This is a genomic window from Thermoleptolyngbya sp. C42_A2020_037 (assembly GCF_015272455.1).
Taxonomy (GTDB): Bacteria; Cyanobacteriota; Cyanobacteriia; order Elainellales; family Elainellaceae; genus Thermoleptolyngbya.
Map to the genome: position 1 here is coordinate 24,729 of NZ_JACYLP010000016.1, position 19,216 is coordinate 43,944.

Here is a 19,216-nt window from a genome sequence, read left to right on the forward strand (position 1 = left end):
AAGCGTCTGCGGGGCTTCTCACACCTTCGTTCGTCGCTCCGCTTATTCCGCCATTCGGATCGGCTCAACCACCAAAATATTCGTGCCGTCGAGCCGCCCCAGCACGCGCACGGGCGTATTGACCGGGAGATGAAGCTGCCGCCAGGGCAAATCCAGGCACGCTTTCCAGCGAGTTCCCTCGTGCATGACCCAGCCCGTATAGCCGGGGTAAATGGCTTCTTTCACAACGCCTTGGTCGCTGGCAGGGCCCACGCCCAGCAGGTCGGTGATGGGCAAAACTTCTTCTGGCAGCCAGGTGAGTGGGGCAGGGGTTGCCTCAATCCCAGGAGCAGGCTTGGCTTCGGCGGAATTGGGGTCAGTGGTGGGGGCGCTATATTCGGGACTGGTGCGCTCTGGCGCAGTCGGCACGGTCGGCGCGGTCGGCGCGGTCGGCGCAGGTGGCATAGGTGGTACAGTCGGCGCGGTCGCAGTCGGTACCGCAGGCGTGGGAACCGCTGCTGGCTGGGGCGCGGGGGCAGGGAATGGAACAGCAGGCGGCGTGGGTTGGTCGGGCTGGGCGGCGGGTTGGCTTAGGTTTGGCATGGCGGTGGTTGATGGCGGTAGAGCATCCAAATGGGTAGAACTCGGAGTTCTCCATTCAGAATTCCCAGGAGTGGAACCCGGAATAGAAGCATCCCATAAAGTTTCCTCTGGGGAAATCTGTCGAGGATGGGAGAAAGCCTCGGCAAGGGGGAGGAGATAGGTTTCGGGCGGGGCCACGGCGAGGGGCGATCGCCCGTCAGGAGCCGCTTGTACGGGTTCTCGGAAGGGATGCTCCTGATCTCCATATCGCCCCTCTCGCGCCAGATTATGCCGGGAGTCCAGGCTGGTCAGCGTGGATTCGGCAGGGTTCCCAAACCGCTGCCCCAACGAGGTGGCTTGCAGCGCCATCCCTTTCTCGCCTAGCAGATCTGCCCAACTTGGCGGCATCTCGGCTCGATTTTGAAAAATCACAGGCAACCAACTGGCGCAGGGAAAATCGCGCTCCAGTTCTGCTAGACGCTGGCGGGCCTCCCGCACTGACAGATACAGCGGAGTGCCGCGACAAAAGGCGCTGAGGAAGTATTTCAGAAATTCCTGGGCGATGCGATCTGGAACGGGTTCGCGCATGACGATGAGCTGGGGGATGTGAAGCTGTCGCAGATCTTGCGCCAAGCCCAGCCCGTTGCAAGAGTTCAAAATTGCCAGCTTCAGGCCGCGCTGCACGGCTTTGTCGAGGCTGGCCCGAAAGTCGGCGATCGCCAAACTGTCGGTCTGATTGATAAAAATTCGCCCGCGATCGCCCCCCTTCGCGCCCGCCCCCTCAACGCTTTCGCTATGCCCAGCAAAAAAGAGAATGTCCCAGGTTTGCTCAAACAGGCGACCGCTAATATCCTGGCGCGACGGTTCCACTAGAAACTTCACCTCCGCCAGGGGCAATTGCTCTAGCAGGGCGCGGTCGGTGGCGACATCAATCCCGATGCTGTTGCCCAAAATTGCCAAAATCCGCACCCGACCGCTGGGCGGCACAGCCAGCACCGGACGAGTGCGCTGGGCAGCAGGCGAGCTAAAGGCCAGTTCCGTATTGGGATAGCGCTCAAAAAAGTCCCACAAGTGCCAGGGCAACTGCGCCAGCAGCGGGTCGCGGGTATGGACTAGCACGCGCACGGTGTCGTTGCGCTTGAGTTCGCAGAGCAAATCCTCTTTGATGGGGCGAAATTCCCTTGCCGCCAGCCAGTTCGACATTGCCCGCTGGAGATAGTTGGCCGCCGTCTGGCAAGCTCGGATGCACGACCAAACCGAACTGGTATAAGACACCTGTTTGGGGCGCAGGCGCGTCGGCATGGGCAACTGACGATAGCAATACCGCCAGTAGTTGAAGTATTCCAGCAGGCGGGGCTGGGGCGGCAGCCGACCGGACGACTCTAGCTCTGGCTGCTTGCCGTCTTCGCCCACTTCCAGACCGACCTGCACGCCCGATGCCAGATCGCCGTCTAGTCTTAGCAGAACGAGTTTCGTCATGGCTATGCCTCCGGAGTAGGCGTAGGGGTTGGGGATTGGGAGCTAAGGGGGGTTTGGAAAGGCTCAAATCAGGAAGGTTTCGACGTGGCGATCGCCTCCCAGGCTGATCACCACATCAAATGCTTCGCCCGTCTGTCCTTCAAACTGGAGTGTGGCTCGACCGCTGCGGCTGGGCTGGGCAGACATCGACTCATGACCCTGCTGATCGACCACCCACAGTTGCAAGCCTGCGGGCAGGTCGCCGCCATCGCGGGCCGCGCAGATGACGGATAAATCAAATACATCAGGCTGCTGCGTCGGGCAGATCTGCACAATCAGCGCCACCCACTCCAGCCGTCGGTCAAAATGGCGCACCTCGACGAATTTGCCACGGGCGACGGGCCGCGGGCCGCCAGCGGATGACAGGGCGGCATAGGGCGATGCGTCGCGGCAAATCGTGCCCAGATGTCCCTGATCCCAAATGTCTGCCAGCGGCAGCCAGGACGCATCGAACTGTCCATTGTGCCAGGTCGCCAGATGCGTGATCGAGCGGGCGGGGAGAGGGAAGGAATGGTGAGCTGGGGGCTGGAGCGATCGCCGCAGGTGATATTCCAGCACATCGCGCGGCGACAGCACCGGAACGCCCGCGCCCTCAAACTGTTCTGGGCGATGGGTAATCAGCCCGTCCATGCGGTAGTGCAGTGCACAGGCAATTTCTTCAGCCGAGTCGTATTCAAAGGGCTGGCTATGGGCCCGCAGCCAGATGTTGGCATCGCTCCGACACACCGTCAGCATCCGCATCAGCATTTCGGCGAGGGTCTGGGCATGACGAGCGTCGCGCTGGTTCATGATAATGCAGAGCCGCTGATAGCCCAGTTCGGTAATGCAGCCGTGGATCTGCCGCTGCTGCAAGCATTGCCACAGAAAGCTGGCATAGTCGGCGCTGATGCTCGGACGGCTCAAAATCAGATCCACCAACAAATCTGCGTCTAGCATGTAGCACCGGGTACAGAGCGATTGGGGGAAGCGATTAGAAACCATGAAACTCTCTCCTGAGCGTGACGTGAGTAGCGGTGCAGACTCCTCAAGGGGTTTGGTGAGGGGGCTTATCTAAAAGACTCAGCCTGATGACTCAGCCTTATGATTTGGCGTTGGCCCCAGCCCCAAAACTCCTCCTAAAGACAGAGCAAACCGGGCGCGAGGGTCGGTCATCATCCACAAGGCGGCCGTTGCGCTAAACCGTCAGAACCAGGACGCGGGCAGTGCGATCGCCCTTTGGCCGTGTGGACTCCCTCGACAAAGCGCAGTTGACGGCAGGATTGATGGCGGGATTGATGGCGGGATTGATACCGAAAAATGATATCTTTGACTCGGATGGGTTGATGATAGCATTATTTGCTTGTATTCGGGGGCAGTTGACACAGCCGTTGAATTATTTGCTGAACTAGCTGAGCTAAATGAACTTTTTGGACGGGCTGAGAATCTGGCTGGGGCACGGCCGCTAGCCGATGGAGCGGGGCTGTTGTTGCGTCGCCTCTGGAGCAGGCTCAGGAGCCGGACTGCCCATGAGTCGCTGTGCGTCGCTGAGGGATAGCGTATTGGGTTCTGCGACGGGGGCAGCGGGTAGGGGGGCGATCGCCTCGGGTTCTGCTGCGGGCGGATGGGTCGGCGCAGGTGGTCGCATCAGGGCTTGCGCCTCCTCCAGCGACAGCAGCGGCGCAGCAGTCGTCGCCGGATCTTCAATCAGGTCTTTGAGATTGCAGTTCAGCGCATCGCACAGCCGGATCAGCTTGACAATCCAATCCAGGCCGCCGCGACCACGTTCCCAGTTGGCAATAGTAGTTTCTGTCACGCCGACTCGCTGCGAAAGCTGAAGCTGAGTGAGTCCAGCCGCTTTGCGAAGTTCCGCAATGCGAGAGCGGGGTTCTGGGGTGTGCATTCAGTCCTCCCGATCTGATGGTTCTAGAGGCTCAGCCTAACACAAGTTTTAGGCAATTTTAGTTGTGTATTAAACCTTATACAAGAATGTAAACCTAATGCTTTAACCCTGTAATTTTTTAGGTTAAACTATTTATAGTTTCCGCCAATCGGCTTTGGGAGCAGCAGACTGGCTGGCAACGACAAAGCCTTGAAAATATTTCCGGGGGAACTGAAAATCATGCTGATTTTGCCAGACGACCACAACGACGATTTCCGCAGCGACTCTCGCCGCCTGGTCAAGCTTTCCGACCGGGAAGCCTTTGACCCCAACACGGGCGATCGCTATCGCATCGAACGCCAAGACCCAGCAGGTGGCCCCAGCGGCGGCTTCATTCTGGCGATTTTGCTGGGAGTGCTGCTGTGGCTCGTGATGAATACGGGCGGGGTTCAAACGCCTCGCTCGCAGCCCACGCCTGAACGGATTTACCCAGTCCAGCCGATGCTGCCGATTGGATAATCCGGTGAACCGTCTCCGAACGTCGGGTTGCGTGAGCGAGTCCGCGCAGCCCAAACACTCCAGCCCAACGATTCCAAACAGCCTTTACAATCCAAAACAGTTTCCTTTTCTCTTGCAGGCAGGCCAATGGCTCAGGATGCTGATTTCAGCCAGGATCGACTCAAGCTGCTCTTCATTCGCCATGCCGAGTCGGTGGGCAATGTGGAGCGGCGGATGCAGGGCCATGCCGACTATGAGCTAACGGCACGCGGCCGGCAGCAGGCGCGGCAACTGGCAGAACGCCTGTGGGCAAGGGGACAGCCGCCCTCGAAGGTCTACAGCAGTCCCCTCAAGCGGGCAGCGCAAACGGCAGAAATCTTGCTGGCTCAGAGAACGAGCGAACCAGTTCCGCGTCCAATTTCTATTCCTACGATTGAACCGACGATTGAATACGCTGAGGAACTGCTGGAATTTCAAAACGGCATTTTCAAAGGGCTGACCTGGGACGAAGCGCGGGAGCGATATCCCGAACTCTGTGCTGATCTGGAAGCCTCACCCGACTGGATTCCCGCACCAGGAGCTGAAACCCTGCAAGACGGGCGCGATCGCGCTGAGCGGTTTATCCAGCGGGTTTTGGCCATGCATTGCAACGGCGAAACGCTGTGGATCGTCACCCATAGCTGGATCTTGCAGCATCTCATTGCGGCCATGCTGGGGAGCGATCGCACTTGGCATTGCTCTACAAAAAATACGGCTGTGTTTGAGTTTTGGCTAGAGCGATCGCGCTGGGGACTATCCCCCGACAATCCCAACCGATGGAACAGCGACCTCTGGCATATCCGTCGATTTAACGACACTAGTCATTTGCGAGATTTCTAGCTGCCCTAGCAAACCCAGAAATGAGAAGAATATAGCGAGAAATAGTGCCTGATCTGGAGCTATAGGCTAAGGGCTGCTCTCTTCAAGGGCCGCCAGCACCGCTTTGGGCTGGAGCTTATCTTTGAACCAGACGATGCGGGCGGGTGAGTCCTGCGGCTTTACACCCGCCTTTTCCAGATTCAGCCGTTCGGAAACTGCCAGAATCAGATTCTCGCAGTCTGACTGTCGCACCTGCGAAAACTTTTTGCGGAGATACTCTGGTCGCCAGTAGCCGACAATTTCCAGCAGCACCGATCGCCCGTCGGGATGCACTAGCCGAAAGTCCGGAATCATCACGCTGCCGGGAATTGGGATCAGGTCTACCTCGCGCTCCAGCCGCCAGTCGGTTTTCAGCGCATCCCAGCGTTCGGCAAAGGCAGACTCCAGCATACTGTCGTAGGGCTTGCCCGGTGGATAATGGCTCACCAGTCCGCAGTCGGAATCCAGCGCAAAGCGGCGCAGTCGCACTTCGCCCGTGTAAGTGTCGCGCCATTGCAGTTCAGCTTTCAGGCTCCATTTGGTGACGTGCAGCAGAGCAGGCAGCAGCTTGGCAATGTCGGTGCCGTAGCGGGTGCTGTTGCCAAACAGGCTGGCGGGCCCGTCGATGGTGATGGTAAAGCCGTGATCCGCATCGCCCTCGATGTAGGCCATTAGCCCAAAGAGCTTGAGATAGCGAAACAATAGCTTGTATTCGCCGGGATCGTTGCGATGGGCAGTGAGGGTGAGGTGGCTGGCTTTATAAAACACGCCCTGCACCTGAGACAGGTTGTAGCGATGCAAGAGGGCATCGGGCGTGGGCGGCTCGAAGCGGGTGAGGATGCGGTTTTCGGACAGGTCGGCGTAGAGTCCGGCGCGAATGTGGTCGGGGAAGACTTCGCGCTCTAGCTCGGCGCTGAGCTGGGTCGCCAGGGTTTGGAGCGTTTGCTCGGTGGCTGGGGACGAGGGGACGCGCTGGGCAGCCAGAGCAAAGACGCGCTCTCGCAGTTGTGTCGGCTCCAGAGGACTGACGATTTCAAATGTGCTAAAGGCCTCGCTTTTGAGCAGGTGCGCCAGTCCCCGCTTGACCTTGAAATCCGTTTCTTCGCCCTCCATTTCGCGGAGTTGGCTGTCGAGTTCGCCCTGGGTTTTGCCAACGTGCTGCTGGAACTGGTTGATCAGGTCGGTGGCGATCGCCCGATTCGGGTCATTCAGCGCCAATCGTTTCGGCTCTAGGCTTTCGCCGCGGGGTCGGTGGATCAGCAGGTCAGAGGGCAGCATCGGGGGACAGGGCGAGACGGGCGATCGGGCAATCAGGCGAAGGTCGAGAAGCCAAGGTCGGGGGGCACATCCTGCCAGCGGCCCTGACCGACGGCACGGACCGCCTCCCGGAGCGACAATGCGCCCGTGTAGAGTGCCCGCCCCACGATCGCCCCCGTCACCCCCATCGGCTCCAGCGCCATCAGACCCATCAGGTCGCTGGTCGAGCTAATGCCGCCAGAGGCAATCACAGGAATGGAAATCGCGTTGGCCAGTTCTCGCAGCGCCTCGCGGTTGGGCCCTTGCAGCGTGCCGTCGCGGTGGATATCAGTATAGATAATTGCGGCTGCGCCCAGGTCGGCCATTCGCTGCGCCAGGGGAATTGCATCTACTTCTGAAGTTTCCAGCCAGCCACGAGTGGCTACCTTGCCGTTTCGGGCATCAATGCCGACGATGATTTGCCCTGGGAACTCTTGGCACAGTTGCGCGACTAAATCGGGATTTTCTACCGCCACCGTGCCCAAAATCGCCCAGCGCACGCCCAGCCTCAGCACCTCCGCCACGCTCTGGCGATCGCGCAAGCCGCCACCCACTTCGACCGGAACTGGCACAGAACGGGCGATCGCCTCGATCACATCCCCATTGACCACATACCCCGCCTTGGCTCCATCCAGATCTACCAGATGCAGCCGCGTTGCGCCCTGCGCCACCCACTCCTGCGCCACCACCACCGGATCGTCGTGAAACACCTCCGACTGGGCATAGTCGCCTTGATAGAGCCGCACACAGCGGCCGTCGAGGAGGTCAATGGCGGGAATTACATCCATGAGGGAAAACAGGAGTGCTTCAGGTTATTTCAGTCTTTCATCATCCCATGATCTCAGGATCACCCCAACACCAGCCCCGACCGACCCGGCAGGCGCAGGGTCAATTGTCCTTCTGTAATGTGAAAATCGCCCGTGCCCCAGAGATGGCGATCGACGGGGTTGGTGGGTAGGGTGTCGGCGGTCAGGGTGACTTCAGCGGGGTCGAGACCAGCATTGACAGCGACGAGCAGGGAATCCTGACCGAGGGTGCGCGAGAACACATAGCAATGCCCTACAGCGGCGAGGGTGCGATAGTCGCCCGTGCGGAGGGCCGGATGATTGTGACGCAGGGCAATGAGTTCGCGATGATAGGCCAGTGCGTCGCGATCCCACTGGTCGGGGGTAGGGAAGCCGCGCCGACAGTCGGGGTCGCTGCCGCCCGGTAGCCCCACCTCGTCGCCATAGTAAATGCTGGGCGCACCGGGAAAGGTAAGCAGCAGCAGGGTCGCAAGCTTCACGCTAGTGCGATCGCCCTGAGCAATCGAAATCAGCCGGGCCGTGTCGTGGCTATCCAGCAGGTTCAACTGCGTCAGGTGAATCTCCCAGGGATAAAGGTCAAGCAGTTCTTGGATTTTGGCGGCGTAGCCTGCGGCATCTAGCGCCGGATAGGGACGATAGGAGCGATTTTCCACTAGGGGCAAATCGACGCGATCGCCCGCTGCAAACGCAATCGTCGGCGCAGTAAACAAATAATTCATCACACCGTCAAACTGCGTCCCATCCAGCCAATGCCGTGCATCTTCCCAAATCTCGCCGACAATATAGGCTTCGGGGTTGATCGCTTTGACGCGATCGCGAAATTCCTGCCAGAACCCATCGGCTTTAATCTCATTGGGCACATCCAGCCGCCAGCCGTCTACGCCCCGCTTGATCCAGTATTCGCCGATTTGCATCAGGTATTCCCGCACGGCAGGGTTGTCGTGGTTAAACTGGGGCAGTGCCCGCAATCCCCACCAGCTGGCATAGTTGGCGGGCTTTTCGTCGTCGTAGGCCGAGAGCGGCCAGTCGTGGATGCGGAACCAGTCTACCCAGGGCGATCGCGACCCGTTTTCCAAAATATCGTTAAAAAAGAAAAATCCCCGACTGGAATGATTAAACACGCCATCCAGCAAAATACGAATGCCCCGGCTGTGGGCAGAGGTGAGCAGCTTCTCCAGCGCCTCATTGCCCCCCAGCAGCGGATCGACCTGATAGTAGTCGTGGGTGTGGTAGCGGTGGTTGCTGGCAGACTGGAACACGGGCGTAAAGTAGATAGCCGTAACGCCCAAATCTTGCAGATAGTCAAGCTGATCGACCACGCCCCAGAGGTCGCCGCCCTTATAGCCATGAAAGGTGGGCGGCGCGTCCCACGGCTCCAGCGCTGCTGAGCTAAACACTGGATGAAGCTGGCTGCTGCGGGCAAAACGATCAGGAAAGATTTGATAGAAAACGGCGTGTTTTACCCAGTCAGGTGTGTGGATGGACATGAGCAATGAGAACAGGGGGTAGAGGTGGGGGTCAGGGCTTTAGAACAGCGGTCTGTTTCCGGGTCTATGTCCCCGACACCCGAACTATGCCACAAGCCACCGAAATGCTGGGTCTATCAGTTGGATCAATTAACGATCTGTCGGTGGAGACGGATACTGACTTACTCAGCTACAGCGTTTTTGAAGCTAGTGAGGCGCACGGATGGTCAATAAGCCCTTGCCTCGTGAGGGCAGCATGTGCCTCACCCCGCAAGAAAATGCTGTATCGTGTCCGATACGATAGATAGCAGGGGCTTGGAGAAAGGAAAACGGTTCATGCAACGGACGATCGGTATCGCCGCCAAAAGACGAATCTGCTGCCCCAAATCGGTTGCGCCCATTTTGAGCGCCGCCAGAATATCTTGCGAGACTTCGAGCGTAATCGCTTCAGTCGCCATTGTTTTAGTGATTTACCCACAATCGCACTGACGTTTCTGAATTTAGCTTAATGAGTCAATCAGAAAGGCTGATTGCCAAATGACAACCTCTGCTGGAGATGTTTCTAAGAGGGTGTTTAGAAATACGGAGAGTGTAGCAAAACTCCAAGCCAGCCTACGCAGCATCAGACGAATCATCGCACTGTGGATGAAGGCTTCGGATGAAGCGGTCAAGCGCTCGTAATCAAGATTCAGCCGACGACACCAGTGCAGCCAACCGTAGGTACGCTCTACTGTCCAGCGTCTAGGGAGCACCACGAAGCCTTTTGTCCCCTCGCGCCGCAGCACAACTTCGATGCTCCAGTGGCAGGTATCCATCAATGGGGAGGTGAGGAACATGGAGGGCGTGCAGCAGAGAGCAGCGGAGATCCGGAGGTGATAAAGTGGGCTGATGTGGAAAGGACACACGCTGGGTGGTGGGCGTGCGACTTATAGGGTTAGTGAATGGGTGCAATGAATCAGCGCGATCGCCCTTCAGAAGATTCTCAGTCTCTTATCTGTCTCCGCTCGGGGAAGCCTTAGGCTGGCTTCAGCTTGAAGGTTCATGCTTAAGCCGACACCTCCTGTAGAGGTGGCTTGCCTGCTATCTATCACTCACCTTAAGGATCTTCCCTATGCAACTCCCACCCAAATCTCTGCGTCTTTTTGGGTTGTCTGTTTTGACCTCAGCGCTGGCTCTTGCGGCCTCTACCGGAGCGATCGCCAATCCTCCAGCCCAGACCCGCATCCCCACTCAGATTGAAATAGCCCAACAGCAAGTGTCTGTTCTGGTCGCCGGTGTATTCAAGGCGGCCGAAGCGCCGACCACCGGCAATGCCCGGATCGTCGTCGAAGGGGGGCAGCGCTATCTGGAGTTTGACTCGACCTTTAGCACCACAGATCAAGCGCTAGACCTGCATGTGGTGCTGGATACGGATGCTAATCCGCCGCAGAGTTATAGTAATCTGGGTCGATTCGTGAACTTGGGAAGCCTTCATTCGACCACCGGATCGCAGCGCTATCCTATTCCTGACTCGGTGAATGTGTCTTCCTTCAAGTCTGCTGTGATTTGGTGTCGCATGGCAAATGCCACCATCGGCTACGCCACGCTGGGGCAATAGAATAGTCCGGCTTTCCACATTTACTACTGTCTGCTCAGCACAGGGCGATCGCGCATCGAGTGATCCATCGCCCTGTGCCATTTCTTGTTCGTGAGGAAGCCTCATCAAGCAGCGCGTTTAAGCATTCTAGGGTTGCACCACGACTTGCTGGGTCGCTTGAATTGGCTGTCCATTGTGCATCAGCGCTTCGTGCCCGTTTGCGTTCAAGCTGACGGTAATTTCGTGGGTTCCAGGGGCGAGGCTTTCCAGGTAATACCAGTTTCCATACAGGCGGGTTATCTTCACCCCGTCAATGTACAAATGACCGTGCCCTTCCTGGAAACTGCTGGTCTGATTGACCCGCTCTGGCGCAAAGGTAAAGTTTGTCACCTGAATTTCCAAATTCCAGCCCCGACGAGCGTCTGGATGAATCACCAGTTCGACTGTGGGAACAGGCTGTCCTGCGGGAATTTCCAGCATCCCGTGTTCGTGGTCATGTGCGCCGTGATGCGGGGAGTGGGGCGGATGGGTATGGGTTGAGCCTACGCCGTGCGGTTCGCTGTGCGAGTGTCCTTCGTGGGCGTATCGCAAGGGCATGGGGGTAGAAGCGTGAATCAGTCCTGTGGGGACTGCGATCGCTCCACAGCCAATGGCGATTCCTGCAAGGATCGCTTCGCGAATCGCCCAGCCCAATTTGAAGCCTTTTTTCATATTATCTAATCTTTTCTTACTCACTTGCATCTTGAAGGCGTGAAATGCATACGCGAAATGAATGCGTGAAATGAATAACTGACGCTAGCCGATCGAGGTGTGCGATCGCCACTGCTTGAGCAACTGCACCGCCTGTCGATAAGCGTCTGGCGCAAGCTCCGGGTGTTCGCCAAAATAGCGCACTGACTCGCGCAAATCGGCGATCGCGCTGCCGGCCTCGCCGCGCTGCTGTCGCACCATCGCCCGCCCAAAATACGCCTCTGCATAGGTTGGATCAATGGCAATGGCCTGGTCAAAATCGCTCAGAGCCGCCACCAGGTTTCCGTCCCGGTGATAGGCGCAGGCGCGGTTGAGATAGGCACGGGCACTGCTGCTATCCAGTTGAATGGCTTGCGTTAGGTCGGCGATCGCCCCTCGCGAGTCGGCCACCAGCAGTTCCGCCAGGCCGCGATCGGTATAAATCTGGGCTAGCATTTTGCGATCCTGCGGCGGAGCCTGTCGCAGCGCTTCGCCATAGTCCACAATCGCCTCTCGGTATGCCGCCTGCGCTGCCTTTGCCAGTCCGCGATTATATCGGGCGCGGGGGTCGTGGGGCGTAAGGCTGAGCAGTTGTGTAAAGTCGGCGATCGCCTCAGCATAGGCACCCCGACGATACTGCGCCAGCCCGCGATTGAGATACGCTTCGGTATTGCGCGGATCGAGCCGCAGCGCTTGGGTGCAGTCGGCGATCGCCTCGGTATACTCGCGCTGATAAATTCGCACCAGACAGCGATCGCCATAGGCCGCCGCAAAATTTGGGTTGGCGCGAAGGGCTTCACTAAAGGCTGCGATCGCCGCTGGATAATCTCCCTGCCGAAACGCTGCCACTCCAGCCGTCAGCGCTGCGCGATCAGGCTGTTGCAACACCACCTCCGCGGCGATCGCGCTGGAACCTCTGCCCCACCAAAGGGTCAGCAGCAGCCCCAGCGCGATCAGCCCCGAAACCACACGCTGCAAAGCCCGTCGCGGGTCTGGCTTCTGCATGGGCAACCTACCAGCCCTTCTCGGCTTGATCGAGAACATAGGCAGCGACGGCGGCAATTTGCTCATCGGTCAACCGTCCCTTAAACGCAGGCATCCCGGCTTTGCCGTTGGTTACCTGAGTCGTGATGGCAGCGATGGAATTCATGCCAAATTTTTCCAGCGCTTCTTTCTTCAAGGTTTTTTCAGCGTTCACCAGGTTAATGCCCCCCGCGTGGCAGGCGGCACAGTTGGCGCTAAATACCTTTGCGCCAGTCGCCAAATCCGCATCGGCATGGGCAGGCAGGGCGATCGCCCCCAGCCCAATCACCAGCGACAGCACAATCGAAAGCGCCTGCAAAATTCGTTTCATCGTTGTGTTCTCCAGATATCAACCTTCTGGAGGCTTATCGTCTCGAAGTCTAGCCGCATTGTCAAAAGACAGCCTGTCAAATCAGAATCCCTTTGGCGAGATCCCTTTGGCGCTTCACCAGCGACTTCAAGCCTCTCTTGCTCCCCTTCTCCCGACTTGGGAGAAGGGGTTGGGGGATGAGGGCAAATCGAAAGTACACATCGCGTTTTTCTTGCCTTTCCTCAGCGTTCAATAAGCTGGTTCTCAGTTGGAGGCGGCAGTCTAAGGGCAGCGTCTCCAAAAGTTAGTGAGCGCATCGCCCGCCCAACTCTGGCGGCGGTCTGAATCCCTCAGGACGCTCCGGATTCTAGCAAAGCCGTTTAGTTGGATTTCCGGCTGCTGCGTCAATGCTGGCGGGTGTGGCGATCGCCTCCTTTCCTGGTCAACACCAGACTGGCGGCACTATCAAACCAAGTTCATTAGCTCCTCAAGCGGGGTGGGCCTTGCCTGCTCCGCCTTTTCTTGCATAGCGCCAACGCTGCGATGTCTGTGATTCTTGATTAGAACAAAAGGCGCAGAGATACCTACTAGATACCTTTGCGCCTTTCATGTTGAATCGGAACCTGAACGAGGCTTAGCCCTGGGTCAGCCAGGCTTGCAGGCCTTCGGGAGCTTTCACCTGGGCGAGAATCGCCGCCAGCGTGTTGCCTTCCAGCACCTCCTCTTTGAGCAGGGTTTGGGTGGCAGACTCCAGCAGGTCGCGGTTGAGGCGGAGGATGTCTAGCGCCATGTCGTGGGCCTTATCCAGTGTTTGCTTGACCTGGCGATCGATTTCGGCGGCCACCTCCGGGCTGATGGCGCGGCGGGTGCTGCCCCCATCGAGGAACTGCGCCTGGTTTTTGTCAAAGGCGATCGGGCCGAGGGTTTCGCTCATGCCGTACTGGGTAATGGCGCGTTCGGCCAGGTCGGTGGCCCGCTGGATGTCGTCGCTGGCTCCGGTAGACACCTTGCCAAAGACGATTTCTTCCGCAGAGCGCCCGCCTAGCAGCGTCGCCAACTGGCCGCGCAGTTCATCCTCCAGCAGCAAGAAGCGATCGCTCTCCGGCGTTTGCATTGTGTAACCTAGCGCCCCCATGCCACGCGGCACGATGGAGATCTTGGAAACCTTGGTGTTTCCAGGCATCAGCGCTCCCACCAAGGCATGGCCCACTTCATGATAGGCGACGGTTTTCCGCTCCAGCGGGGTCAGCACGCGAGAGCGCTTCTCCAGCCCCGCAATCACCCGCTCAATGGCTTCGTTGACATCCGCCATCAGCACGGCCTGGCGATTGTTGCGGGCGGCCATCAGCGCCGCTTCATTGACCAGGTTGGCCAGATCAGCACCGGAGAAGCCCGCCGTTTGCGCGGCGATCGCCTCCAGATCCACATCCTCTCCCAGCTTCACCGGGCGGGCGTGAACCTTGAGGATTTGCAGACGGCCGCTCTTGTCTGGACGATCCACCAGCACTTGCCGATCGAAGCGGCCGGGGCGACGCAGCGCCGGGTCGAGAATTTCGGGGCGGTTGGTGGCGGCAATCACAATCACGCCGTCGTTGCCGTCGAAGCCGTCCATTTCTGTCAGCAATTGGTTCAGCGTCTGGTCGCGCTCGTCGTTGCCGCCGACGGGGTTGGCGCTGCGGGTTTTGCCGATGGCATCCAGTTCGTCAATGAACACGATGCAAGGAGCCTGCCGCTTGGCGCGGTTGAACAGATCCCGCACACGAGACGCGCCCACGCCGACGAACACTTCCACAAACTCCGAGCCAGACATGCTGATGAAGGGGACACCCGCTTCTCCGGCGATCGCCTTGGCCAGCAGCGTCTTGCCCGTCCCCGGCGGGCCCACCAGCAGCACGCCCTTGGGAATCTTCGCCCCAATGCGGCGATACTTCTCGCCATTCGCCAAAAAGTCCACAATCTCTTGCAGTTCTTGCTTTGACTCGTCTACGCCAGCTACATCAGCAAAGGTAACCTTACCTTTACCCGCCTGGTTATAGACGCGGGCGTTGCTCTTGCCCATGCCCATGCCCACGCCCAGCCCGCCAAAGCCGCCGCCAAAGTGATTGCCAAAACCAGTCCCAAAACTGTTGCTAGGGGTGCTGTTGTTGGAGCCACCCCCCGCCTGATTTAGCCTTGCCAGCCAGGCAAACATCCCCACCAGCATCCCGGTGGAAAGTAAGATACCTGCCACTAGCCCAGAGGTGTCGCCGTTGTCATCAAGCTTGGTAAAGGGTACGCCGTGGCGACGCAGCAGACCCGGCAGCGTGTCGGTCGGGCCGTTGGGAAGGGTGTAGAACTGCTCTCCGCCAAACTCTGGTTTCAGCGAGTAATCAATGCGATCGCGCTTAATTACAACCCGCTGCACCTGGGATGATTTCACCTGATCGAGAAAGGTGCTGTAGGTCGAAAGGGAACGAGAATCCGGTTTCATCGGCAGTAAGTCCTGAATGCAACAAGCATGAAAAAGGCGATCGCATAATTCACATTGCAGAATTACATCGCACTTTTCACATCCCTGATTTTCAGGGCGATCGCCCCTAGTCAGAGCGTCGAAAACCTCACCTAAATGATGCGGGTTCTCCACCCTTCAGCTTAGGAAATTACGGTTGCTACGACTCTAATATCCGGTTTTCCCGTATCTATATTCAGCAAAGGTTATCGCGGAAGGAGTCTCCTACTACCTCGATCTGGCGATTTCTGAAATTCTTATACAGCGTTTTTGAAGCTAGTGAGGCACACGGATGGTCAATAAGCCCTTGCCTCGTGAGGGCAGCATGTGCCTCACCCCGCAAGAAAATGCTGTAGCGTGGTCACGCTTGATCAGTCATTTTGAGGATGGCGAATCAATCGGGACACTAACGGATTTTGGATTTTGGATAGGCAACCTGAACCGCCAAAATCCAAAACCCAAAATCGCCCTTATCTGTTCTTACTCATTCGTGCCAGGATTGCTCCGGACTTCACGGTGCAGGCAGCGCAGCACTTCGCCGGGTTGCTCGGCGTTGAGGACGATGCCGTTGGGCGGAAATTCGAGGGCGCGAGTCCACTCGAAGCGTTCGGCGTAGCGGAGCAGGTGCAGCCGGTCGATGGCCAGTTGCGCGTCTTCGGGCAGGCCGATGATGTAGTGGCGCAGGCGGCGACGGCGCGGCAGTTCGCAGGTGAGCGGGGGCAGCGAAAACTGGGTCGCCTCCGAGCGTGGGGACGACCAGGTGTATTGAATTGTCAGCATTTGGGGTTTCCTCCAGGAAACGAGTGGGGTAGGAAACCCCGAAATGTTGGCCGCCCCCGGAGGTGAAGCACTGGGACAGGGCGGCCTACAATGGACGCAGCCCTGAGACAGGCTGTAGCTGTCGAGGGGTCAGGCGTTGGTGGGTGCTGCGAACACCTGCCAGCGCCGTGGATGACTAAACGACCAAAATTTCGGGGGAAAGGTAAGCCGCACTGACTTGGGGTCATTCACAGCTTGATGGACGATTGTAGTCGATGTGTTTGTATCTTGCAAGAAAAACTTAGAAAGTTTGAGTTTAGAAAGTTTAGATTCTGCGCTGCCCCGCCTGCGAGTTTCCTGAAAACGGGACGACTGTATCTTCTGCCACCCCATAGGCGATCGCCCCTGGTTTTAGCCGCACCTCATAGCCGCCCGTGAAGCCGCCGAAGGACGGCAGGATCAGCCGATGGGGCGGTTCCAGCAAGAAGCACGGCAGTCGGAGCGTGTCGAGTCGAGTCTTGAGCCGCAAACAGGGATGAATATGTCCACAAAGATTCACGCAGTCAGGAATGTCAGCAGGTTCGTGACTGAGAACGAGTCCAGGATATTCGATGGGGCGGGTGTGGAACGAGATTTCAAATGAATCTAGCAAAGAGGCGATCGCCCGATCGTGATTGCCCAAGATCACTTGCACTGTCACACCGCACGTCTCAGTGAAGTGAATCCAGGATTGCAGAATTGCGTCATCCAGTCCGCGTGGTGAGTGGAACAGGTCCCCCAGGACACAGAGCGTTTTGGGTGAGAGGCGATCGCACAGGGTATTGAGTCGTTCCAGCGTATCCTGATTCACACGATTGGGAATCGGCACGCCCAGCGATTGGAACGCTTCGGATTTTCCCAAATGCACGTCTGCAACCAGCAGCAAATCCAAATCAGGAACATACACGGCCTTGTCTGGCAAAAGCTGGAGGCGCTGATTGAGAACAGAGATTTCATGCATGGCGAAGGATGATATGCAGAATTTACGAACGCCCCAGAGTTTGCATGAGCGCATTCAGAACAGGCGTGGGCTGTTGGGCCTGCAAATTCGACGGATTCGCCCAGCTAAAGGGAGCCTGTCGTTCGGCGGCCATCCACAGCAAGCGGCGGGCGCGGGTCATGGCGACATACAGCAGGCGATACTCTTCCGCAATTTTAAGCTGCTGCGCCTGCTGCCAGGCGGTGTCGATGTCGGGCAGGGGGGACTGGTGAACGTGGGCGCGAATCTGGGCGCGGGCCACTTCTGCCAGGTCAAACTCGCCCAAAAACTGCTGGGCGGGCGGCACCCAGGCTTTGCCGGGAATTGTCTGCTGCTGCAAAAACGGCAGAAACACAAAGTCCCAGTCCAGTCCCTTCGCCTTGTGCATGGTGATGATGGTGAGTTGCTTAGGGCGGACGTAGCGCGTGTCGATGTCCTCCGTTTCCACAGGCTCAAACCGCTCGGATTGAACAATTTCGCTCAGCACCTCCAGCGTGAATTGCAGCGATGGCTCACTGGCGGTTTGCTGGGCAATGCGGGCGGCGAGCTTGTCGGCCGTGGCGAGTTCTGTCTGGTCATAGTTCAGCGTCAGCGCCAGAAACGGAATCAGTTGAAACTGGGGCAATTCTACCCGCGCCCGCAGCAATCCGGCACAATAGCGCCGCGCCTGCACGACCGGATCGGGCTGGGCTGTTTCCAGCGGGCCGGGATAGAGAAAATCTTCCGGCTGGCTGCTGAGCGCGTCGAGATCTTGCGGCGGGATGAGCTGCCGATCGGCCAGCACCCGCAGCGCGGCTTTCAGGTTGTCGGGCGAGTGGGGGCGATCGCAAAATTGCAGCAGGGTCAAAATTTCGCCGGGGACGTGGGAATGGCGATCGCGCTCTCCCACCTCATACACCGCAATGCCCAGCGCCCCCAAATCCGCACCCAGCTTATAGTCCGTCGGATTTCGCAAGACGTTTGCCACAAAGCGCCCCATGCGATTCTCGCGCACCAGCACCGCCGCCCGCGCCTCTGGCTCTCTGGCAAACAGTTCCGCCACCCGCTGAGCAATCAAATCCACGCTGCGGTAGATATCCGGCGGAAAGCGGATCTCCACGCCTTCGCCCTCTGGCGGCGGATTGCTGTCGGCCTGCGGGTCGCCGGGGGGCACGGGACGGATCGCCTGGAGGCGAAAGGGGAGGGGGCTTGCAGCAAGGGGGCGATCGGGTGCGTTGTTGACCCACTGCACCAGGAAATTGGCGGCATCGATGACGGGCTGCGTGCTGCGGCCAGCCTGATCCATTTCGGCAAGGCGGCCCTGCTGCTGGCACTGGGCGCAAAATTCGCGGAAAAACAGAGGGTCAGCAGGGGTGAAGGTGGAGTTGATGGCCTGGTTGGGATCGCCAACGCGGACGAGGTTGGGTTGTCCTGTGTGGGGATCGGCGGCAAGCAGTTCCAGCAGGCGCGTTTGCAAGGGCGAGGAATCCTGGGCTTCGTCTTCAAACACGGCGTAGACCTGCTGCTGCCAGGATTGCCGCGCTTCGTCGTTTTGCAAGACGCGCAGGGCAGCGAGGATCATGTCGTCGTAATCCAGGAAGCTGCGCTGATGGAGCAGGGTTTCGTACTGTTCGTAGAGTCCGGCGGCGACTTGCAGGGCAATGTCATTGGGCAGGAGGTTAATGCCGTCTTCGGTAATGTAGGACGGAGAAAAGTCGGCGCTTTGGGCGATCGCTCTCACGTCGTCAGGACTCAAACCCGAACTTTTGGCTTCGTGAATCGCGGTGTTCGCCAGATTCGGCAAAATCTCCGTGCCCAGCACCGATCGCCGCCGCAGTCGCTCGGTTTCTTCGCCATCGGCCTGTTGCCCTTCCAATAGCTGACGATAGAGGTCGGGATGGGCGGCGCTCCACTGCTCCACGGCGGTTTTGATCAGCCGACTGCCCCGCTCCGGCGTGATCAGCGTCAGCCGCGTCAGGTCAAGTTCGGACAAATCGGGGTGGCGGCTGGCAATGTTCAGCGCTAGCCCGTGCAGCGTGTAGACTGAAAATCCGGTGGTGGGCAGTCCCAATTCTTTCAGCAACTCGCGGATTTTTGCCCGCAGGTTTGCTGCCGCCGAGCGCGTGAAGGTGACGAGAAAAATCTGGCGGCTGGGTAGGGTACGGTCACGCAATGCGTTCTGATAGCGCCGTCCTAGGAGAATCGCCGTGGCGATCGCCATGCCCGTCGATTTTCCAGACCCCGGCACTGCCGACACCGCTAGCGGCCCGCCCGTCCAGTCGGCCATGCGCTGCTGCCCCGGTCGCAGGCGATCGCGCAGGGCTTCTAGCTTCGTCTCTAGCGTTTGTAGTTCTACAGAAAGCACCATGCCTTATAGCGTAGCGCCTGAAACCCAATTCGCTATGCTAAACGAAAGCGCTGCATTGCGAGAACT

General features: G+C 58.5%; 17 protein-coding genes and 1 pseudogene. 3 read left to right on the plus strand and 15 right to left on the minus strand.

Features of this window, described 5'->3' with window-relative positions:
* Positions 1 to 42 precede the first annotated feature (42 nt).
* From IGS16_RS04760 to IGS16_RS04770, 3 genes are all read right to left on the minus strand, one after another.
* The gene (locus IGS16_RS04760) at positions 43 to 2,040 is read right to left on the minus strand and encodes a CHAT domain-containing protein (RefSeq protein ID WP_297083761.1); all 1,998 of its coding nucleotides are present in this window, start codon (positions 2,038 to 2,040) and stop codon (positions 43 to 45) included.
* Positions 2,041 to 2,103: 63 nt separating this feature from the next.
* A complete protein-coding gene (locus tag IGS16_RS04765; RefSeq protein ID WP_297083763.1) occupies positions 2,104 to 3,060 on the minus strand; it encodes a hypothetical protein in 957 nt (318 codons plus the stop codon).
* 460 nt (positions 3,061 to 3,520) lie between these two features.
* A complete protein-coding gene (locus tag IGS16_RS04770) occupies positions 3,521 to 3,958 on the minus strand; it encodes a helix-turn-helix transcriptional regulator (protein WP_297083765.1) in 438 nt (145 codons plus the stop codon).
* Between the two features lie 219 nt (positions 3,959 to 4,177).
* Between IGS16_RS04770 and IGS16_RS04775 the strand changes: the two genes are divergently transcribed.
* Together IGS16_RS04775 and IGS16_RS04780 are read left to right on the plus strand one after the other, a co-directional pair.
* Positions 4,178 to 4,456 (plus strand): hypothetical protein, encoded by a 279-nt coding sequence (locus tag IGS16_RS04775; protein WP_297083767.1) that lies wholly within the window; start codon positions 4,178 to 4,180, stop codon positions 4,454 to 4,456.
* Between the two features lie 126 nt (positions 4,457 to 4,582).
* The gene (locus IGS16_RS04780) at positions 4,583 to 5,314 is read left to right on the plus strand and encodes a histidine phosphatase family protein (protein WP_297083769.1); all 732 of its coding nucleotides are present in this window, start codon (positions 4,583 to 4,585) and stop codon (positions 5,312 to 5,314) included.
* A 66-nt stretch (positions 5,315 to 5,380) separates the two neighbouring features.
* On the opposite strand, the gene IGS16_RS04785 is transcribed toward IGS16_RS04780, so the two are convergent.
* From IGS16_RS04785 to IGS16_RS04805, 5 genes and pseudogenes are all read right to left on the minus strand, one after another.
* Positions 5,381 to 6,610 (minus strand): DUF790 family protein, encoded by a 1,230-nt coding sequence (locus IGS16_RS04785; RefSeq protein ID WP_297083771.1) that lies wholly within the window; start codon positions 6,608 to 6,610, stop codon positions 5,381 to 5,383.
* Positions 6,611 to 6,642: 32 nt separating this feature from the next.
* The gene (hisA, locus tag IGS16_RS04790) at positions 6,643 to 7,416 is read right to left on the minus strand and encodes a 1-(5-phosphoribosyl)-5-[(5-phosphoribosylamino)methylideneamino]imidazole-4-carboxamide isomerase (protein ID WP_297083772.1); all 774 of its coding nucleotides are present in this window, start codon (positions 7,414 to 7,416) and stop codon (positions 6,643 to 6,645) included.
* Positions 7,417 to 7,475: 59 nt separating this feature from the next.
* Positions 7,476 to 8,921 carry a glycoside hydrolase family 13 protein gene (locus tag IGS16_RS04795; RefSeq protein ID WP_297083774.1) on the minus strand — a complete coding sequence of 482 codons (1,446 nt, stop codon included), beginning with the start codon at positions 8,919 to 8,921 and terminating at the stop codon, positions 7,476 to 7,478.
* A 242-nt stretch (positions 8,922 to 9,163) separates the two neighbouring features.
* Positions 9,164 to 9,358: a hypothetical protein gene (locus tag IGS16_RS04800; RefSeq protein WP_297083776.1), complete on the minus strand. Its 195-nt coding sequence runs from the start codon at positions 9,356 to 9,358 to the stop codon at positions 9,164 to 9,166.
* Positions 9,359 to 9,505: 147 nt separating this feature from the next.
* Positions 9,506 to 9,700 (minus strand): annotated as a pseudogene (locus IGS16_RS04805) (transposase); the annotation flags it as partial.
* 311 nt (positions 9,701 to 10,011) lie between these two features.
* Here IGS16_RS04805 and IGS16_RS04810 point away from each other — a divergent pair.
* Positions 10,012 to 10,497 carry a DM13 domain-containing protein gene (locus tag IGS16_RS04810; protein ID WP_297083777.1) on the plus strand — a complete coding sequence of 162 codons (486 nt, stop codon included), beginning with the start codon at positions 10,012 to 10,014 and terminating at the stop codon, positions 10,495 to 10,497.
* Positions 10,498 to 10,623: 126 nt separating this feature from the next.
* Here IGS16_RS04810 and IGS16_RS04815 read toward each other — a convergent pair whose 3' ends face one another.
* The 7 genes from IGS16_RS04815 to IGS16_RS04845 form a co-directional block, all read right to left on the minus strand.
* Positions 10,624 to 11,187: a hypothetical protein gene (locus IGS16_RS04815; RefSeq protein ID WP_297083779.1), complete on the minus strand. Its 564-nt coding sequence runs from the start codon at positions 11,185 to 11,187 to the stop codon at positions 10,624 to 10,626.
* Between the two features lie 84 nt (positions 11,188 to 11,271).
* Positions 11,272 to 12,210 (minus strand): tetratricopeptide repeat protein, encoded by a 939-nt coding sequence (locus IGS16_RS04820; RefSeq protein WP_297083781.1) that lies wholly within the window; start codon positions 12,208 to 12,210, stop codon positions 11,272 to 11,274.
* 7 nt (positions 12,211 to 12,217) lie between these two features.
* A complete protein-coding gene (petJ, locus tag IGS16_RS04825) occupies positions 12,218 to 12,559 on the minus strand; it encodes a cytochrome c6 PetJ (protein WP_297083784.1) in 342 nt (113 codons plus the stop codon).
* 613 nt (positions 12,560 to 13,172) lie between these two features.
* The gene (gene ftsH / locus IGS16_RS04830) at positions 13,173 to 15,008 is read right to left on the minus strand and encodes an ATP-dependent zinc metalloprotease FtsH (RefSeq protein WP_297083786.1); all 1,836 of its coding nucleotides are present in this window, start codon (positions 15,006 to 15,008) and stop codon (positions 13,173 to 13,175) included.
* 498 nt (positions 15,009 to 15,506) lie between these two features.
* A complete protein-coding gene (locus tag IGS16_RS04835) occupies positions 15,507 to 15,806 on the minus strand; it encodes a hypothetical protein (protein WP_297083787.1) in 300 nt (99 codons plus the stop codon).
* Positions 15,807 to 16,110: 304 nt separating this feature from the next.
* Positions 16,111 to 16,785 carry a ligase-associated DNA damage response endonuclease PdeM gene (gene pdeM, locus IGS16_RS04840; protein ID WP_297083789.1) on the minus strand — a complete coding sequence of 225 codons (675 nt, stop codon included), beginning with the start codon at positions 16,783 to 16,785 and terminating at the stop codon, positions 16,111 to 16,113.
* Positions 16,786 to 16,807: 22 nt separating this feature from the next.
* Complete coding sequence (locus IGS16_RS04845) at positions 16,808 to 19,150, minus strand: ATP-dependent helicase (RefSeq protein ID WP_297083791.1); 2,343 nt, start codon at positions 19,148 to 19,150, stop codon at positions 16,808 to 16,810.
* Positions 19,151 to 19,216: the final 66 nt, after the last annotated feature.

What these genes read in the sequence shown, in the direction of transcription:
- IGS16_RS04760 (WP_297083761.1), bottom strand. Translation starts at nt 2,040, where the DNA reads ATGACGAAACTCGTTCTGCTAAGACTAGACGGCGATCTGGCATCGGGC.
- IGS16_RS04765 (WP_297083763.1), bottom strand. Translation starts at nt 3,060, where the DNA reads ATGGTTTCTAATCGCTTCCCCCAATCGCTCTGTACCCGGTGCTACATG.
- IGS16_RS04770 (WP_297083765.1), bottom strand. Translation starts at nt 3,958, where the DNA reads ATGCACACCCCAGAACCCCGCTCTCGCATTGCGGAACTTCGCAAAGCG.
- IGS16_RS04775 (WP_297083767.1), top strand. Translation starts at nt 4,178, where the DNA reads ATGCTGATTTTGCCAGACGACCACAACGACGATTTCCGCAGCGACTCT.
- IGS16_RS04780 (WP_297083769.1), top strand. Translation starts at nt 4,583, where the DNA reads ATGGCTCAGGATGCTGATTTCAGCCAGGATCGACTCAAGCTGCTCTTC.
- IGS16_RS04785 (WP_297083771.1), bottom strand. Translation starts at nt 6,610, where the DNA reads ATGCTGCCCTCTGACCTGCTGATCCACCGACCCCGCGGCGAAAGCCTA.
- hisA (WP_297083772.1), bottom strand. Translation starts at nt 7,416, where the DNA reads ATGGATGTAATTCCCGCCATTGACCTCCTCGACGGCCGCTGTGTGCGG.
- IGS16_RS04795 (WP_297083774.1), bottom strand. Translation starts at nt 8,921, where the DNA reads ATGTCCATCCACACACCTGACTGGGTAAAACACGCCGTTTTCTATCAA.
- IGS16_RS04800 (WP_297083776.1), bottom strand. Translation starts at nt 9,358, where the DNA reads ATGGCGACTGAAGCGATTACGCTCGAAGTCTCGCAAGATATTCTGGCG.
- IGS16_RS04810 (WP_297083777.1), top strand. Translation starts at nt 10,012, where the DNA reads ATGCAACTCCCACCCAAATCTCTGCGTCTTTTTGGGTTGTCTGTTTTG.
- IGS16_RS04815 (WP_297083779.1), bottom strand. Translation starts at nt 11,187, where the DNA reads ATGAAAAAAGGCTTCAAATTGGGCTGGGCGATTCGCGAAGCGATCCTT.
- IGS16_RS04820 (WP_297083781.1), bottom strand. Translation starts at nt 12,210, where the DNA reads ATGCAGAAGCCAGACCCGCGACGGGCTTTGCAGCGTGTGGTTTCGGGG.
- petJ (WP_297083784.1), bottom strand. Translation starts at nt 12,559, where the DNA reads ATGAAACGAATTTTGCAGGCGCTTTCGATTGTGCTGTCGCTGGTGATT.
- ftsH (WP_297083786.1), bottom strand. Translation starts at nt 15,008, where the DNA reads ATGAAACCGGATTCTCGTTCCCTTTCGACCTACAGCACCTTTCTCGAT.
- IGS16_RS04835 (WP_297083787.1), bottom strand. Translation starts at nt 15,806, where the DNA reads ATGCTGACAATTCAATACACCTGGTCGTCCCCACGCTCGGAGGCGACC.
- pdeM (WP_297083789.1), bottom strand. Translation starts at nt 16,785, where the DNA reads ATGCATGAAATCTCTGTTCTCAATCAGCGCCTCCAGCTTTTGCCAGAC.
- IGS16_RS04845 (WP_297083791.1), bottom strand. Translation starts at nt 19,150, where the DNA reads ATGGTGCTTTCTGTAGAACTACAAACGCTAGAGACGAAGCTAGAAGCC.